13 protein-coding genes and 3 pseudogenes are annotated in these 15,004 nt (G+C 59.0%); 7 read left to right on the top strand and 9 right to left on the bottom strand.

Going from position 1 to position 15,004, the window contains the following annotated elements:
- Window positions 1-63 precede the first annotated feature (63 nt).
- Window positions 64-1,029 carry a TauD/TfdA dioxygenase family protein gene (locus tag HAP47_RS35250; RefSeq protein WP_173643984.1) on the top strand — a complete coding sequence of 322 codons (966 nt, stop codon included), beginning with the start codon at window positions 64-66 and terminating at the stop codon, window positions 1,027-1,029.
- Window positions 1,030-1,709: 680 nt separating this feature from the next.
- On the opposite strand, the pseudogene HAP47_RS35245 reads toward HAP47_RS35250, so the two are convergent.
- The 3 genes and pseudogenes from HAP47_RS35245 to HAP47_RS35235 form a co-directional block, all read right to left on the bottom strand.
- Window positions 1,710-2,403, bottom strand: a pseudogene (locus HAP47_RS35245) (hypothetical protein).
- A complete protein-coding gene (locus tag HAP47_RS35240; protein WP_224924218.1) occupies window positions 2,373-2,747 on the bottom strand; it encodes a hypothetical protein in 375 nt (124 codons plus the stop codon). The pseudogene HAP47_RS35245 and the gene HAP47_RS35240 overlap by 31 nt, the downstream one beginning before the upstream one ends.
- A 93-nt stretch (window positions 2,748-2,840) precedes the next feature.
- Entirely contained in the window at window positions 2,841-3,710 is an 870-nt protein-coding gene (locus HAP47_RS35235; protein ID WP_224924219.1) for a DMT family transporter, read from the bottom strand.
- An 84-nt stretch (window positions 3,711-3,794) separates the two neighbouring features.
- Here HAP47_RS35235 and HAP47_RS35230 point away from each other — a divergent pair.
- The 5 genes from HAP47_RS35230 (at window position 3,795) to hemN (ending at window position 8,264) form a co-directional block, all read left to right on the top strand.
- A protein-coding gene (locus HAP47_RS35230) for an IS5 family transposase (protein WP_173637509.1) occupies window positions 3,795-4,558 on the top strand; the annotation gives its coding sequence in 2 pieces (ribosomal slippage) (window positions 3,795-4,130 and window positions 4,133-4,558; 762 coding nt in all).
- A gap of 557 nt (window positions 4,559-5,115) precedes the next feature.
- Window positions 5,116-5,826 (top strand): cyclic nucleotide-binding domain-containing protein, encoded by a 711-nt coding sequence (locus tag HAP47_RS35225; protein WP_231168595.1) that lies wholly within the window; start codon window positions 5,116-5,118, stop codon window positions 5,824-5,826.
- Window positions 5,741-5,917 (top strand): helix-turn-helix domain-containing protein, encoded by a 177-nt coding sequence (locus HAP47_RS35220; RefSeq protein ID WP_224924784.1) that lies wholly within the window; start codon window positions 5,741-5,743, stop codon window positions 5,915-5,917. Before HAP47_RS35225 ends, HAP47_RS35220 begins: the two co-directional genes overlap by 86 nt.
- Window positions 5,918-6,037: 120 nt before the next feature.
- Window positions 6,038-6,406: a hemerythrin domain-containing protein gene (locus tag HAP47_RS35215; RefSeq protein WP_224580942.1), complete on the top strand. Its 369-nt coding sequence runs from the start codon at window positions 6,038-6,040 to the stop codon at window positions 6,404-6,406.
- A gap of 505 nt (window positions 6,407-6,911) precedes the next feature.
- Window positions 6,912-8,264 (top strand): oxygen-independent coproporphyrinogen III oxidase, encoded by a 1,353-nt coding sequence (gene hemN / locus HAP47_RS35210; protein WP_173643983.1) that lies wholly within the window; start codon window positions 6,912-6,914, stop codon window positions 8,262-8,264.
- A gap of 735 nt (window positions 8,265-8,999) precedes the next feature.
- Here hemN and HAP47_RS35205 read toward each other — a convergent pair.
- The 4 genes and pseudogenes from HAP47_RS35205 to HAP47_RS35190 all read right to left on the bottom strand — a co-directional run.
- Window positions 9,000-9,635: pseudogene (locus HAP47_RS35205) on the bottom strand (5-methyltetrahydropteroyltriglutamate--homocysteine S-methyltransferase); the annotation flags it as partial.
- 6 nt (window positions 9,636-9,641) lie between these two features.
- Complete coding sequence (gene tnpC / locus HAP47_RS35200; RefSeq protein ID WP_173643997.1) at window positions 9,642-11,120, bottom strand: IS66 family transposase; 1,479 nt, start codon at window positions 11,118-11,120, stop codon at window positions 9,642-9,644.
- Between the two features lie 122 nt (window positions 11,121-11,242).
- Window positions 11,243-11,470: an IS66 family insertion sequence element accessory protein TnpB gene (gene tnpB / locus HAP47_RS35195; protein WP_173643982.1), complete on the bottom strand. Its 228-nt coding sequence runs from the start codon at window positions 11,468-11,470 to the stop codon at window positions 11,243-11,245.
- Between the two features lie 195 nt (window positions 11,471-11,665).
- Window positions 11,666-11,956 carry a hypothetical protein gene (locus HAP47_RS35190; protein ID WP_173637249.1) on the bottom strand — a complete coding sequence of 97 codons (291 nt, stop codon included), beginning with the start codon at window positions 11,954-11,956 and terminating at the stop codon, window positions 11,666-11,668.
- Here HAP47_RS35190 and HAP47_RS35185 point away from each other — a divergent pair.
- Window positions 11,940-14,030 (top strand): recombinase family protein, encoded by a 2,091-nt coding sequence (locus HAP47_RS35185; protein WP_173637250.1) that lies wholly within the window; start codon window positions 11,940-11,942, stop codon window positions 14,028-14,030. The two genes, HAP47_RS35190 and HAP47_RS35185, sit on opposite strands and share 17 nt — an antisense overlap.
- Before the next feature lie 30 nt (window positions 14,031-14,060).
- On the opposite strand, the pseudogene tnpB (HAP47_RS41800) reads toward HAP47_RS35185, so the two are convergent.
- Both tnpB (HAP47_RS41800) and tnpA read right to left on the bottom strand, forming a co-directional pair.
- Window positions 14,061-14,210: pseudogene (tnpB, locus tag HAP47_RS41800) on the bottom strand (IS66 family insertion sequence element accessory protein TnpB); the annotation flags it as partial.
- Window positions 14,207-14,632, bottom strand: a complete 426-nt coding sequence (gene tnpA, locus HAP47_RS35180) for an IS66-like element accessory protein TnpA (protein ID WP_231168593.1) — start codon at window positions 14,630-14,632, stop codon at window positions 14,207-14,209. The pseudogene tnpB (HAP47_RS41800) and the gene tnpA, both read right to left, overlap by 4 nt.
- Between the last annotated feature and the right edge of the window lie 372 nt (window positions 14,633-15,004).

The following is a 15,004-nucleotide window of genomic DNA, read 5'->3' as shown; positions in this document are numbered from 1 at the left end:
TGCTGTGGATCATTCACTGGCTGGGACGAGGAAGCGACGACCAGACGTGGGAGATATGTCACGATGAGTGCAACACCTTTGATCGATGATGTCATTCCGCGCGGCAACGTTGTGAAACGGGCAGCGCGCATCGGCGCCGAAATCAAAGATCTGAGGCTCACGGGCGATTTGCCGACCCAGATCATCACTGCGATCAGTGGTCTGTTACTCGAGCACAAGGTGATCTTCTTCCGTAACCAGAGCCATCTTGATGATGCTGGGCAGGAGCGCTTTGCAGCTCGGTTCGGAAAGCTGGTACCGCACCCGATGCTGGGTGCTGCCAACGGAACTGCGTCGCTCCTTGAGCTCGACTCCACCCGCGGCGGAGGTCGCGCTGACATATGGCACGCAGATGGGACCTTTGCCGACGCATATCCGAAGATTCTGGTTCTACGAGCCGTTGTAATCCCATCGTTCGGCGGCGATACGCTGTGGTCGAATACAGCAGCCGCGTATCTCGATCTGCCGCCTCCGCTACAACGGCTTGCCGACGGCCTCTGGGCCGTTCACAGCAACCTCTTCGATTACGCCGGAATGGCCCGTGTCCGCGAAGTCGACAAGAAGCATTTTGACGATGTCTTCACCAGAACCATCTTTGAGACCGAGCATCCTCTCGTCCGCGTCCACCCCGAGACCAGTGAACGCACGCTATTGCTCGGCGCGTTGGTACAGCGTTTTGTCGACATTCCCAAATATGACGGTCAGAAACTGTTCGACTTATTCCAATATCATATCACTGCAGCCGAGAACACCGTGCGTTGGAACTGGACGGAGGGCGACGTCGCGATATGGGACAACTGCGCAACGTTGCACTACGCGGTCAACGATTATGGCGATCAGCATCGCGTCATGCGCCGGGCCACGATCGATGGCGACGTGCCCGTAAGCGTCGACGGCAGGCGCAGCATAACGCGGCTCAAGATCACCAAGCAGCCGCCCTCGATACCGCCCATCGTGCTCCAAGCTGGACAATCGAGCGAGCCTGGCTGAACGGAGCTGTTCCCGCTGAGTCCCACTGGTTGACTGCTCCCGCTGAAATCGTCTGAGGTCCAGCGCACGCGCCCCATACGTCGTTGTTCCCAGAGTAGTCACCGTGAAAAGTTGCCGTATGGATCGCTCGAGCTCCAAATCGGAGCCTTTGCCGGTACAGTTGGAGCAGATGATGACCCGACTTACACCATTGCGTCGATGACGCACGTGTTGTGCCGGCGGCCTTTGCAGCTGGCCCGCTTGCGCGCGTCAGCTCAATCTTCGCTTTCATCTCCGCATGGTTTGTTCTGGTGGCGCTCACGGCCTGCTTGAATAGAGTTTTGTCCCCCTCTCTGCCGGCGTACTCCGTTGGAATTCCTGGCGAGCCAGCACCGCTTATCCAACTGAAGACCATAAAGCTCTCGCCGGTAGCCTATTTGCGGAGCGGACATCCCAGATTCGCGACGTTCGGTTATAGGCAGCATCGACCTCTTGAGCCGAGGTTCGAATGGTAAGAAGGTTCGCTTTCGAGGAGCTGACGAACTGGAACAGAATGGCCGATCGAACAGCCGGAAACGTGCGGTTGGTGATGCCGATCGCCGATACGCTCGGGCCCGCGGGCTTGCAAGGCGCTGTGCATCCTGACAAGGATCCGAGGTCAAGCCGACATCACGAACCATTGGAGCAGCATGGAGCTTACGCTAGGTGCTTTGCGGAAGTCTAGCGGAAGTATGGCAGGTTTTCTCGCTTGCATCACCGACGATCGAAGCCCGCAATGCAGCATCTTCTTCGATTCCCGGAATGCCTGAACCGATCGCGCACGAGAGCGCGAGATATGGGTTCATGTCCGCGCCTATTGGACAGGCTGGAACCCAGCAGCCGGGCACCAACCGCTTGTAGCTATTGAAGTTCGGCGCGGCGAGCACACAGAAATCACTCATGTATTTCAGCTGTCTGCCAATGAATTGACTCATCTGTTTTGAGATACTGCGGAACCTGTCGCGGTCGTGGAACGCATTGTCACCGTCGGACGCAACTGAGATGTGAATATGTCCGGACCGGCCGGGCCATTTCTCAGAAACCTTGGCCATGAAAGTGGCCATCATGCCCCGCGTTTGCGCCCACGCCTTTATCATCGATTTGAATGCGACTGCTCGATCCGCGGCCTCCAGCATCACAATAATGAAGTGACGCTTCAATGACGCCAGGCCCCGTTTCAAAATGCAGCGCGATAAGAGGTATTCTGGCCTTGTCACAAAGCACCAAGATCTCACCGAACAGCTCCTGGTGTGCGACAGAGCGCGCAATCGAGTAACCGAATGGACCACGCGTTAACGGAACCCATTTGTCAAAGGGCTTCTCTTCTATCGTGTCTGCGTTCTCCTTGAACAGCATAAATTCAAACTCGAACCCGGCAGCGCAGCTGTATACACGACCTGCCTGATCGATCGCACGCCTGCAGCGCCCAGCGCGTCAGCCAAACGCGCTTTGTCACGTCGGGCGGCTGACAGCGCCGTCCCATTTGAAGGTAACCCTAGCCGCTCCGACAGCAAGTTGGCGAGCTCAACACCGGTTTCGCACCCCGCGATAACAAACTCCAGCTTCCTGCCGCGGAGGACCTGAGCATGAAATTCAACGATCTCCTCATTAGACATTTGCTCGGGCGGACGAGTGACTTCATCATACAGATCTGCATTGAAATGCGGTTGAAAGATCGCAGGAATTTGCGCAGCAGACATCACGCGCACCGTTCCAATTTCATAACATTCAAACTCCTCCGGTAGGTCATCGACCGGTCGAGTATGCGTCCACGATTACGCAACTGCGTTCCTTCATGCGGATCTCCGATACTGCAAGTAGATGTTGCCCGAGGCGACAGCCGTAATGAGCACGTTTCCAACGAACGTATGTGAGGAAGGCACGATGCGAGAATCGAAGTACTGGAACAGAAAGGTGATGATAGGAGGCGTGGACAGGACCATGTTGACTGTGAACGGCTCTACGCGGCGAATGCCCGCTTGGATCAAGAGCAAAGGAACGATGATCGTCGACAGCCCAATCGTTGCGATTGCAAGCCAATGCTGCGAGATCTCAAGCACGAGAGAGGAATAGTCAGCCAGTCCCAGCAGCAGCAGAATGGTTGCGTAAAACCGATGGGCCAGCACTTGCCGTACAAAAAACCCACGGTCGAAGAGCAACTTGACGAGAATATTTGTGAGGGCCAGCGAGAGACCGGCCACGATTGCCAAGACGATGCCAAAGGACGATCGAGTCCCCCACTCCATGCCCGCGTTGCCGCTAGCCGAGATCCAAATCATGTAGCATCCAATCGCCGCGATCGTAACGCTCACGACAACATCGGATGCTGGAGGGACGCCCTGTCGCCTGATCAGTGCATTTAACCACACTGTTGCTGTGGGCCCTAACGCCACCATGAACGCGACGACGATCGCCGGTTCTGCATATTTGAGACCGATGAACAAGCCGATCCAGCTTATCGCGGTCACGACATTGAGCGAGACAAGCACCGGGAGCGAGCGCTTCGTCAGCCGCGCCTCGCCTCCCTCGTGGCGAGCTAGGAGATTGAACATTAGACAAACCGCAGCAAAGGACAGCAGCAGAGCGACGAACACGTCTGCTTGCTGAAAATACGACGCGGCACAAACCTCCCCTGCGGCGCTCACGACGACATAAAGCGCCACAAAGAGAACTCCTAGGTGGTGTGGACTCTAAGGATTCCCTTTTAGGCGCAAATCAGATTCAAGACTGCTTTTGGGGAGGCAGTCTTGGGTGTGATGGACCGTTTGGTATTGAGCGACGCGGCTTGGGAGCGGATGGCGCCGCTGATCATAGGTCGCCCCGACCAGAAGGGCTCCACTGGGCGCGACAATCGGATGTTCGTGGAAGGTGTACTTTGGATTGTTCGCACGGGCTCTCCCTGGCGTGATCTCCCGGAGGCGTTCGGGGATTGGAACAGCGTGTTCCGGCGCTTCAGTCGATGGAGCATCAAGGGCGTCTGGTGGCGGATCTTCGAGGCGATGTCCGATGATCCGGACTTCGAATATCTGATCGTCGATTCCACCATCGTCCGGGCGCATCAGCACGCCGCCGGCGCCAAAAAAGGGGGTCTGAAGATCAGGCGATCGGCCGCTCGCGCGGGGGGCTGAGCACCAAGATACATATGGCCGTTCGTGGCTTGGGATGTCCCGTACGGTTCGCGCTGACCGCAGGCCAGCAGGGCGATGCACCGCAAGCTGCCGCATTGATCGAGGGACTACCTGCCGAGGTCGTCATGGCCGATACGGCCTATGACGCCGATCATTTGCGCCAAGCCATCGCCGCCAAGGGCGCGCTCGCCGTCATCCCCAACAACCCGTCACGCGCACTCAAATACCCGCTGGACAAGCACCTCTATGCCCAGCGTCACCTCGTCGAATGCTGCTTCTCAAAGCTCAAGCAGTTCCGCCGCGTCGCAACCCGCTTCGAAAAGACCGCCCGAAATTATCGCGCCGTCGTCACTCTCGCAGCCATCGTCCTTTGGATGCGGTAAGTGTCCACACGACCTAGAGCGAAGCGACTTGCCGATCGCCCGCCTGCCATGCATCTTCCACGGCCCGTTTCGGCCAGGCGAATCGGGATTTGCTGGGACGGCAGCCGTCGCGCGGCCCGCGCGTTGCACGACGCGATGCCGCTGCTGCGCGAAGCTGACGTCCTCACCATTGTCGCGATCGCCGCTCCAAACAGGCTTCCGGCGGAAAATTCTACGGAGCATTTGGGGCAATACAAAGTCGGCCTTGCTGCAAAAGGTCGTTTCACTCCCGGCATCCCGGTCAGCGGGGTGCACCCTCCTGTCGCTCGCGGCGCACCAAAGCTTCGACCTGCTGGTGATGGGCGGATCCGGCACCTTCGTCCACGGCCGATTTCGGCTCTCCGCCTTAGGATGACCTGGCCAATAATCCTTCTCCAGCCACCGGCCGGCCGCCGCTGTGACAACGCGCATATTGGCGGCTCCCCTCATCGGTTACGCCAGGTCCACCTGGACGACGAGCTTGGTATGATCGGATACGCGCGCACGCGTGAGCCCGAGAACTTGGCTCGGGTGACATATTGATCCGGCTCAACGGCTGGCCTTGCCGCTCTCCGGTGATTTTGGTGGCAAGACTGTCCGTGAGCAGCTCCTCCAGCAGCTCGATCGATATCGACCTGCCACATTCTAAGGCATTGCGCTTCCGCCTGGCCGCACCTTCTCGCGAGATCAGCCGACATCCGACTAGCGTCTTGCGCAGGCAGCCGCATGGTTGTGGTCCGTTTGGTATGATTGCGGCACCGATGCGGTTCACTCGCAACAGCGAGATCTACGGCGAGGATGAGGCAGCTGAATACCTGTATCAGGTGGTGTCAGGTGCTGTGCGAACCTACAAGATTCTGGAGGACGGACGCCGTCAGATCGGTGCATTTTATCTGCCCGGTGACATCTTCGGCTTCGAGGCCAGAGAAAGCCATATCTCTTCGGCCGAGGCGATCTGTGAGACGCATCTGCTGATGGTGAAGCGCTCCGCCGTCATTGTTCGCGCCAGTCACGAGAGGGAGCTCACGCGACAGCTGTGGGACGGTATGGCGCTGGAGCTCCGCCTCTTTCAAGCAACATTCAATGCTCCTGATCGGCAGCGCAGAAGATCGGGTGATGGCCTTTCTGCTCGATATGTCTCGCCGCGCTACCAAGAACGCTGCGATCGAACTTCCCATGTCACGGCAGGATGTTGCCGATTACCTTGGTTTGACCATCGAGACGGTGTCGTACGCCTTTACCCAACTTGAGCAGAATGGCGTTATTGCCCTACCAACCTCACGCCGAGTCGAGTTGCGTGACGGCAGATTATCCAGCCGCTATGCGCAGAACTTGGGTTAAGTCGCAAGCCGCGGCGAAAATGCGAATTCTGCAAGAACAGCGCGAACAATTGCGGCGCCGTGAAGGACACGGACCCTTAGCTCGAGCGACCTGCTACCTTGTTCCTCCATGGAGCCTACAATGACCATCGATCTGTTGCTTCGAGAGCATCGCAATATTGATCTTCTTCTGACTTTCCTCCAACGCGAATTGGAGGTTTTCGAGCATGGGACCCGTCCGGACTATGAGGTCATTCGCGCGATCCTCAGTTACTTCGAGGTTTACCCGGCGATGTACCATCATCCTCAAGAAGACTTGATTTTCTCAAAGCTCGAGACTCGCGATCCGGATGCGATCGTCGGCAATCTCGCACATGAACACCAGGAAGTCGTCGACCGTCTGCACCACGCCGTTCAAGCTATTGATGGGTCCTCGCGGATCGTGAACTCGTTCGGCAAGACGTCGGCAATACCGTACGCGACTTTATCGTACGCGAGCGGCACCACATGATGTTGGAAGAACGAGATTTATTTCCCGCCGCCGTTCTGGCTCTATCCCCTCAGGATTGGTCCGACATCGCTTCTGCACTCACCGATCATGGTGATCCCCTATTCAGCGAAGCAGCAAGGGCGACCTCCGATGCGCTAAGAGCGCATATCCTAGAATTGGAGCAAGAAGCTGAAGCCGAACGGAGTTCGGTCGCTCTTTCCTCCGGAATGGCCGGCAGCCCGCTACATGGCCTCACGAGGGACGGCTAGTATCCTTCGGGAGAGGAATACTTTCTCCCTTCGCTCATGCAATTGGATCAAAACGAGAACTGGCTTGCATGCCGCCCATTGCTGCGGCATCACCGCTCATCGCGATCCAGGGACGACATACGCCGTGGGCATGCCCTACCAATTTGGCTTCAGACTCGCCACTGCCATCAGCCACCATTAAACTGACGCAGCGCAAAAACCTATCCGGCGTAAAAAACCTATCCGGCGTATCTGCGATTTGGACCCAGAGAAGAAGAATGCGACCCGACTTGGCAAAATCCTACGGGCAGCACTCCCTGCCACGCTACACCAGCTATCCGACGGCTCCCTATTTCTCGGCGTCAGTTAGCGAATCCGACTATCAAGCGTGGCTCAAGTCGTTAGGCGGCCAGCAGTCCGCCTCGATTTACGTGCACGTGCCATTTTGCCAAAGCATGTGCTGGTACTGCGGCTGCCACACATCTGTCATGAAACGCCAGGAGCCGCTCGCGACCTATGCAACCGCACTGCGAACTGAAGCCTACCTCATTGGAGAAACCATCGGTCGACGACAACCGGTCTCCCATGTCCACTTCGGCGGCGGCACGCCGACGATCATGACACCTGAAACGTTTGCTGATCTGGTCGCCTCGTTGCGCTATTCGTTCGCAATTTTGCCTGATGCCGAGATCGCCGTAGAGATCGATCCACGCATATTGACCGAGCCGATGGCCGAGGCGCTAGGCTATTGCGGGGTCAACAGGGCGAGCCTAGGTGTCCAAAGCCTCGATCCGGTTGTTCAACGGGCCATTGGCCGTCTGCAGAGCTTCGAACAGACCGCAGTATCGGTCGATCTTCTACACCGCGCCGGCATCGGCCGGATTAATTTCGACCTGCTCTATGGGCTGCCCCAGCAGACCGTCGTTTCCTGCCTCGACACTCTCTCCAAATGCCTCGCACTGCATCCGGATCGGTTCTCGGTGTTTGGCTACGCGCACGTTCCTTTCTTTAAGAAGCATCAACGCAAGATCGATGGATCCACTCTGCCCGACAGCGTCGAGCGACACCTCCAATCGGAAACGATCGCGCAAGCTTTGGTCGACGCTGGATATGTACGCATCGGCATCGATCACTTCGCCCTGCCGGACGACAATCTCGCCCTGGCACGGCAGGAAGGCAGGTTGAGGCGCAACTTTCAAGGTTATATGGATGATTCGGCGGACACCCTCCTTGGACTCGGCGCCAGCGCCATTGGCCAGATGCAACAAGGGTTCGTCGCGAACGCTGTGTCGATAAAGGACTACCTTGCTCGCATCGCCGAGGAACGGCTGGCCACGATGAAGGGCTATTTGCTGGCCGACGACGATCGCTTCCGCGCCGAAATCATCGAGCGACTCATGTGCGGCATGGCAGTCGATCTTTGCGAGACATGCCGTCGTTACGGCAAGGATCCGAGCCTGGCCGTCGTCGATCGTTCTCGACTCGCCAACCTGATCGCAGATGGAGTTGCCGTACTGGACGACGGTCGACTTTCCGTGGTCGATGGCGCAGAGTTTCTCGTCCGGAGCGTCGCATCTTCGTTCGACGCGCACCTCCCTGGGTCGAGGGCTACGCACGGTCGGGCGGTTTGAACCGAAGCCAACCCGATCCGGTTCCGATCGGAGATCAACATCACCAAATCGGCTTCTGGTTAGGAGTATCGCGGGGCTGATAGCACACCGATTTGGCATCCGGTCCCGAGCTATCTACAAGCGTCGTCACACCCACTACGTCGAGCCGTACGTAGATTTCAAACACTCGTTGGAACCGAGGATTCCAATCGGGCGACAACGGTTTGACCAACGACCCACCGAATCTGGCCTAACTCAAGCTGCTCATTTCATTGGTGATGATGAGGTCCTTGCGAGCGCGATTTTGATATGTCTCGGTGATTGAGCGTATTGTTTGCGGGCAGGAGAGCGCACCACGTTTTGCGGCTCGTTGCCTTCCATGGCGATCGCTCCACATCATCGCCCACCCATGCTCGACTCAGCGAGTCGTTGAGACAGTCCTCATCAGCAACAACCTTGGTGTAGTCTTCTAATCCTTGGCTATATTGGGCGCATACCAGGGCATAATTGAGTTACGATCACCTGTGCCTTAACTGGGACTTAGATTTTCGGCGAATGTCCTCGCCGAGATCGAGCCGTCGGCCGTGCTCCCTCTGCCGATGGAAGTGGCCGCGATGCCTAGCAGCGTCGCTCCTCCCAGACTCGACTTCCGCCCGGCCGCTAAACGCGGCCGGGCCTTTTGTATTCACCAAGGCTCTCCCGGGACTATCGAGATCTCCTTAAGCCGATCAGCTCGACGAAAGACCTGACCAAGGATCAATGGCCTATTGGAGCGGATGCAGCGCGCAGTTCGCGGGCCGCAGCGACCATGTTGACAAGTGCCGGGCGAACCTCCTCCCATTTGCGTGTCTTCAAGCCACAATCCGGATTGACCCAGAGCTGCGACCGCTGCAGCCGCTTCAGAGCCAAGGCCATGAGCTCCTTCATCTCGCCGGTCTCGGGAACGCGTGGGGAATGAATGTCGTACACGCCTGGCCCAATTTGGTTCGGATAGTTGTAGTTCCTGAACGCGTCGAGCAGTTCCATCTTCGAGCGCGAAGTCTCAATCGAGATGACATCTGCGTCCATTGCAGCAATCGCATGGATGATGTCGTTGAATTCTGAGTAACACACGTGGGTATGAATCTGAGTTTGTTCGGCGACGCCCGATGAGCAGATGCGGAAGCAATCTCCAGCCCACTCGAGGTAAACGGTCCACTGCGCACTACGCAATGGCAAGCCTTCGCGTAGTGCACCCTCATCGATCTGGATCATGGAAGCACCCGCATTCTCGCGATCGCCGACTTCATCTCGAATTGCGAGCGCAATCTGACGGCAGACTTCGCTTCGGGGAATATCCTCGCGAACAAACGACCAGTTCAAGATCGTTACTGGTCCGGTCAACAGTAAGCGTCGTTCTCAGGCCACAGCTTTGAGGTCTTGACGACAATAGGCCCACTGAAGCAGCTGATCGATGTCGCTGTTTGGATGGCCGTTGACGATCCTGGTGAGGGCGTCGGTCAGGTAAGCGAGCGGATCGACGTCGTTCAGCTTACAGGTTTCGACCAGGGAGGCGATGGTGGCCCAGTGCTCGGCGCCGCCGTCGGAGCCTGCGAACAGCGCATTTTTCCGATTCAGCGTGATCGGACGGATCGAGCGCTCGACGACGTTGTTGTCGAGCTCGATGCGGCCGTCATTGATGAAGCGCGTCAGGCCCTCCCAGCGTGAGAGCGCATAGCGAATGGCGTCGGCCAACTTGCCCTTTTGGCTGATCAACGCGAGCTTTGCGCGGAGCCATCGCTCGAAGGCTTCCGCCAGCGGCCGGATTTTCTGCTGCCGAACGAGACGGCGCTCCTCGGCGCCGCGACCACGGATGTCCCTTTTGATGGCGTAGAACTCGGCGATATGCTTGAGCGCCTCGCTGGCAATGGGCGCGGGACCGGGTGTGGCAAGTTCGTAGAAGTTACGTCGCATGTGCGACCAGCAGAATGCAAGTTGGACATCGCCACGCTCGGCGAGCTTGCCATAGCCGGCATAGCCATCGACCTGCAGGATCCCTTCGAAGCCTGCGAGATGGGCGATCGGCCGATCGGCTTTGCGATCGGGGGCATAGACATAGGCAACGCCCGGCGGATCGGCACCGCCCCACGGCCGGTCGTCCGCTGCATAGGCCCAGAGCTGACCGGTCTTGGTGCGTCCGCGGCCGGGATCGAGCACCGGCATCGTCGTCTCGTCGGCGAACAGCTTTGGCCGTTGCCTGAGCTTGCCGAGCAGACGGTCATGCAGCGGACGCAGGTGGAAGGCAGCTTGTCCTACCCAGTCCGCCAGCGTCGAACGATCGAGCTCAATGCCCTGGCGGGCGTAAATCTGCGCCTGCCGGTAGAGCGGCAGGTGATCGGCATATTTGGAGACCAGGACGTGGGCGACGGTGGCCTCGGTCGGCAATCCGCCATCGATCAGCCTAATCGGGGCCGGCGCCTGCATGACCCCGTCCTCGCAAGCCCGGCAGGCGTATTTGGGACGCCTGGTCACGAGGATCCGGAACTGCGCCGGGACCAGGTCCAGCCGCTCGCTTCTATCCTCGCCGATCCGGTGCAACTCGCCCTGGCAACAGGGACAGGTCTTGCCCTCGATGTCGACGACGACCTCGATCCGCGGCAGGTGCATCGGCAAGGCGCCACGGTTGCCGCGGCGCGTGCGAGCCCGCGCCTCACGGCCTTCAGGTGCGCTCACGTCCTGTGCCGTCTCGTTGTATGCGGCAACCTGCTCGACGTCTTCCAAGCCCAGCAGCATCTGATCTTCAGGCAGCGTCTCTGCCCGCCGGCCAAACCGATGCCGCTGCAATTCCTTGATGATCTGACGCAGCCGTTCGCTCTCGCATCGTTCGGCAAGCAGCATCGCTTTCAGCGTCTCGGGATCGTCAGGCAGGGCGTCGCTCACACCCAATTCAGAGCATATTCGCCGCCATCTGGCGACGCGTCCGACGCTCCTGATTCATTTCGCCGCAGCGCTGCCAACAGCTATCCGGCCTGCGTTGGCGTCGACGTCTCCCGCGCCTCATGCACAAGCCGCCAGTCGAGCCCTTCCAGCAGCGCCGACAATTGCGCCGCCGACAGGCGCATCACGCCGTCCTCGATCTTCGGCCAGCGGAAGATCCCATCCTCGAGCCTCTTGGCGAACAGGCACAGACCCGTTCCGTCCCAGAACACCAGCTTGATCCGATCCGCCCAACACTCGACATTCTGCATACAGTCTTCGAAGCGCGAAGATTGCGTATCCGTGGCATCCGCTTTTTGGGCGGACGCTTCAGGTGGCACCGTTCCGACGCGGCAAGGAGCTGAAATGCATCTACACAGAGGAGCGGCGTGGGTTTAGCCGCGAAGTTCCCAATTGGATGCTCGACGAAAGCTACTGCGCCGGCATGGCGCTAGGACCGCCGCAGGTCAGTATTGAGGGGCTGAACGAATTTGCTGCTGTTCTGAAGCTTCTGGGCGCGACTCAGGCGTCGGGCGCACAATCCCGTCCTTCTTTGAAGAGGGAGAAAGGACGTGCGGAGAAAAAGCCAATATCGCGAGCCGATGCAACTGGGTCTGGATCTGCGTCTTCGGATTCCCCAGAACCCGCTGGGCGCCAATCCCAAAGGTCTGATCGAGGCGCTCGCCGATCTGTTGCTGGAAGCGGCTGGCGTCGAACCCGCTCAGATGTCGGGAGGTGACCATGAGTGTCAAGATCACACGTGATCACCTCGACCGCGCCGCCGTCGTCTATGTTCGCCAATCGACAATGTCCCAAGTTATGGGGAATCTCGAAAGCCAGCGGCGGCAATATGACCTGGCGCAGGCCGCGGAAACCGCCGGATTTAAGTCGGTGGCGGTAATTGACGATGATCTTGGCCGCTCAGGCTCTGGCAGCACTCAACGGCCCGGATTTGAGCGGCTTGTGGCGATGGTTTGTTCGGGTAACGTCGGTGCCGTTTATTGCATTGAGGCGTCGCGGCTGGCGCGCAATGGACGCGACTGGCATCACTTGATCGACCTATGCGCCCTCGCGGGCGCGTTGGTCATTGATCCCGACGGCGCCTATGATCCGCGGCTTGTCAACGACCGCCTGCTTCTCGGACTGAAGGGAACGATGTCGGAGTATGAGCTGAGCCTGCTTCGCCAACGTGGAATCGCCGCTCGGGACTCTAAGGCCAAGCGCGGCGAGTACCGCTTCATGCTTCCACCTGGATTTTGTTGGAGTGAACTCGGCAAGATCGAAATGGATCCCGACGAACATGTGGCGGGATTGGTTCGACTCGTCTTCACGAAGTTCCGCGAGCTCGGTAGCGCCCGGCAGGTCTTTCTTTGGCTGCGTGCTGCCGACATCAAAATGCCTGTGGTTCTAAAAAACGTTCAAATCTACAAGCTCAGCTGGAAGGCGCCGGCCTATCACACGGTGATGCAGATCCTGCACAATCCGCTCTATGCTGGCGCCTATGCGTTTGGCCGAATCGCCCAGAAGACACGGATCGTGGACGGTCGCGCCCGCAAGGTCAGCGGGTTCAAAAAGCCGCGGGAGGAATGGAATGTTCTCCTGCGCGACAATCATCCCGGCTATGTCAGCTGGCAGGAGTATGAGGACAATCAGAGGCTGCTGCTGGAAAACGCCCACATGAAGAAGAACTGCTCGCGAAAATCGGCGCGCGGGGGACGCGCACTTCTGACCGGATTGATGCGGTGCGGCCATTGCGGGCGGATGATGCGTGTGTTCTACGGCCAGGCCAAGGGGAATGCCCATCGTTATCAATGCCGCGGCGATGACGCCCATGTCGGCGCTGGCCTATGTATCGGCATCGGCGGGGTGCGGGTCGATCGTGCGGTCGCGCTGCAAATCCTTGAGGCCGTCTCCGATCGGGCTGTTGAAGCAGCGATATTGGCGTCCGACCAGGTTGAGCGCTCAAGACAAGAGATCATCACGGCCGTCGAACGGGAGCTTGAAGTCGTACGCTACGAAGCGTCTCTTGCTGCACGCCGATACGAGCTTGTGGATCCGGCCAAGCGCCACGTTGCCCGCGAACTCGAGGCGCGCTGGAATGGCGCATTGGAGCGGGTTGCCGAGCTTGAAGGTCGTGTAAAGGAGCTGCGCACCGCATCGGCGGAAAGTCCCAAGATCGACCGCGCCCTGCTTCTGCAACTTGCGCATGATCTTCCGCGGGTTTGGAATGCACCGTCCACGGACACGCGCACCAAGCAGCGGCTGGTTCACATTGTGGTCCGAGAGATTGTTTGCGATCTCGATAGGAACACCAATGAGGCGGTTCTGCTCATCCACTGGACCGGCGGCCGGCACACGGAGGTTCGCGTTGCTCGCGTTAAGACGGGCCGATATCCGGGCGACATGGCACCGACTGCCGTTGACGCACTTCGTAAACTCGCTGGTCATTGGCCTGATCGAGAGCTCGCCGTGTCGCTCAATCGGATGCGCTGCAAGACCGGCGACGGCGAGACCTGGACGACTGTTCGCGTGCGGGAAATGCGCGAACGCCTGGGCTTGCCGGAATACGACCCCGCATCGTCCGACGGCAAAATGATCAGCCTTGCGAAGGCTGCGGCACACTTTGGAATTTGCGTCGGATCAGCAAAGAGCTTGGTGCTGAAGGACATCTTGCCGGCCACACAAGCAATCAAGGGCTCGCAATGGTTGGTTCCTGTCGACGCGCTGAGCTCGGAAACAGTACGTATAGCGGTGCAGCGCGTGATCGAGCGTCGGCCGAGAAACTACATTGATTATCAATATGATAGAATGATCCGCCTACCCGGTATCTGACAAAGGGACGTACAATGAAACGAGCTGTGCCCGCTTGGCCCGGAACACATAGACAGCTCCCGAGAATGGATCTGCCCGCATGCTCTCGCGCACCAGGGTCGCGAGCCCTTCCATCCCCTTACGGAAGTCCACCGGCTTGGTCGCCACCATCACCCGGACCGCACCCGACGGACCGATCACCGGCTCGCCTTCAGCGCCTGGACAATCGACGCAACCATCGTCGCATCCGCACCACGACCGGCCCGGATCATGATGCCGTCGACTTCGATCTCGATATTCCCGGCATCGCAACGGCGAGCCCGGGTATCCGCTTTGGCCTTGCAGCGCACCGCTTTGCGCTCCCGGTCAACAGCGGGCGCCGGCACCGCGGCATCCACCACCGCCGGCACAAACTGTACTTCTTCTATTGCGGAATGACCGCCTGCTGCTTCTCGCAACTGACGTCGCCAGCCAAACAACTGCTGCGGTGACAATCCATGCCGTCGGGCTACCGAACAGACCGAGTCGCCGCTCGCCACGATCTCCGCAACGATCCGCGCCTTGTCCCCATCGCTCCACTTCCGCCGACGGCCGGCTCCGGTGAAGACTTCAAGCCGCCGCACCGGCTCCGTGATAGCACTATGCTCTGTGTCCATTCTAAGCCTAACGGTCCAAACCGAACCGCAGACTCGCAGATCACCCCGTCATCCGGAAGGTGGCCGCTGAACAGCGCTCTGATGTCCGCTGTCAAGGATTAGAACGCAGAGCACCGCCCCGATCGTCGTCGATCGGCTATTCATAGAGATGGTCGTGCATAGGTGGAGGCGGAACCGAAGGACGTCGGTGATCAAGCTCTGATGCGCGGGTTGGCTACCGCATTCCCGATTGTGCGTCCGAGGTCTGCTCCTATCTTACTGCGGGCGTCGGCGCTCTTGCCGGCCACAAAGCGTCTGACGGGCATTCCCTCTGCCGTGGTCCCGCCTCCGCCCATGCAC

The organism is Bradyrhizobium sp. 41S5 (assembly GCF_011516665.3).
GTDB lineage: Bacteria > Pseudomonadota > Alphaproteobacteria > Rhizobiales > Xanthobacteraceae > Bradyrhizobium > Bradyrhizobium quebecense.
Note: the sequence above shows the minus strand (reverse complement) of the source record. Positions and strands in the feature narration are given on the sequence as shown.

Excerpts from the sequence above, each read along its gene's own strand:
- HAP47_RS35250 (WP_173643984.1), top strand. The coding sequence starts at position 64 with ATGAGTGCAACACCTTTGATCGATGATGTCATTCCGCGCGGCAACGTT.
- HAP47_RS35240 (WP_224924218.1), bottom strand. The coding sequence starts at position 2,747 with ATGTCTGCTGCGCAAATTCCTGCGATCTTTCAACCGCATTTCAATGCA.
- HAP47_RS35215 (WP_224580942.1), top strand. The coding sequence starts at position 6,038 with ATGACCATCGATCTGTTGCTTCGAGAGCATCGCAATATTGATCTTCTT.
- hemN (WP_173643983.1), top strand. The coding sequence starts at position 6,912 with ATGCGACCCGACTTGGCAAAATCCTACGGGCAGCACTCCCTGCCACGC.
- tnpC (WP_173643997.1), bottom strand. The coding sequence starts at position 11,120 with ATGCTGCTTGCCGAACGATGCGAGAGCGAACGGCTGCGTCAGATCATC.
- tnpB (WP_173643982.1), bottom strand. The coding sequence starts at position 11,470 with ATGCAGAATGTCGAGTGTTGGGCGGATCGGATCAAGCTGGTGTTCTGG.
- HAP47_RS35185 (WP_173637250.1), top strand. The coding sequence starts at position 11,940 with ATGAGTGTCAAGATCACACGTGATCACCTCGACCGCGCCGCCGTCGTC.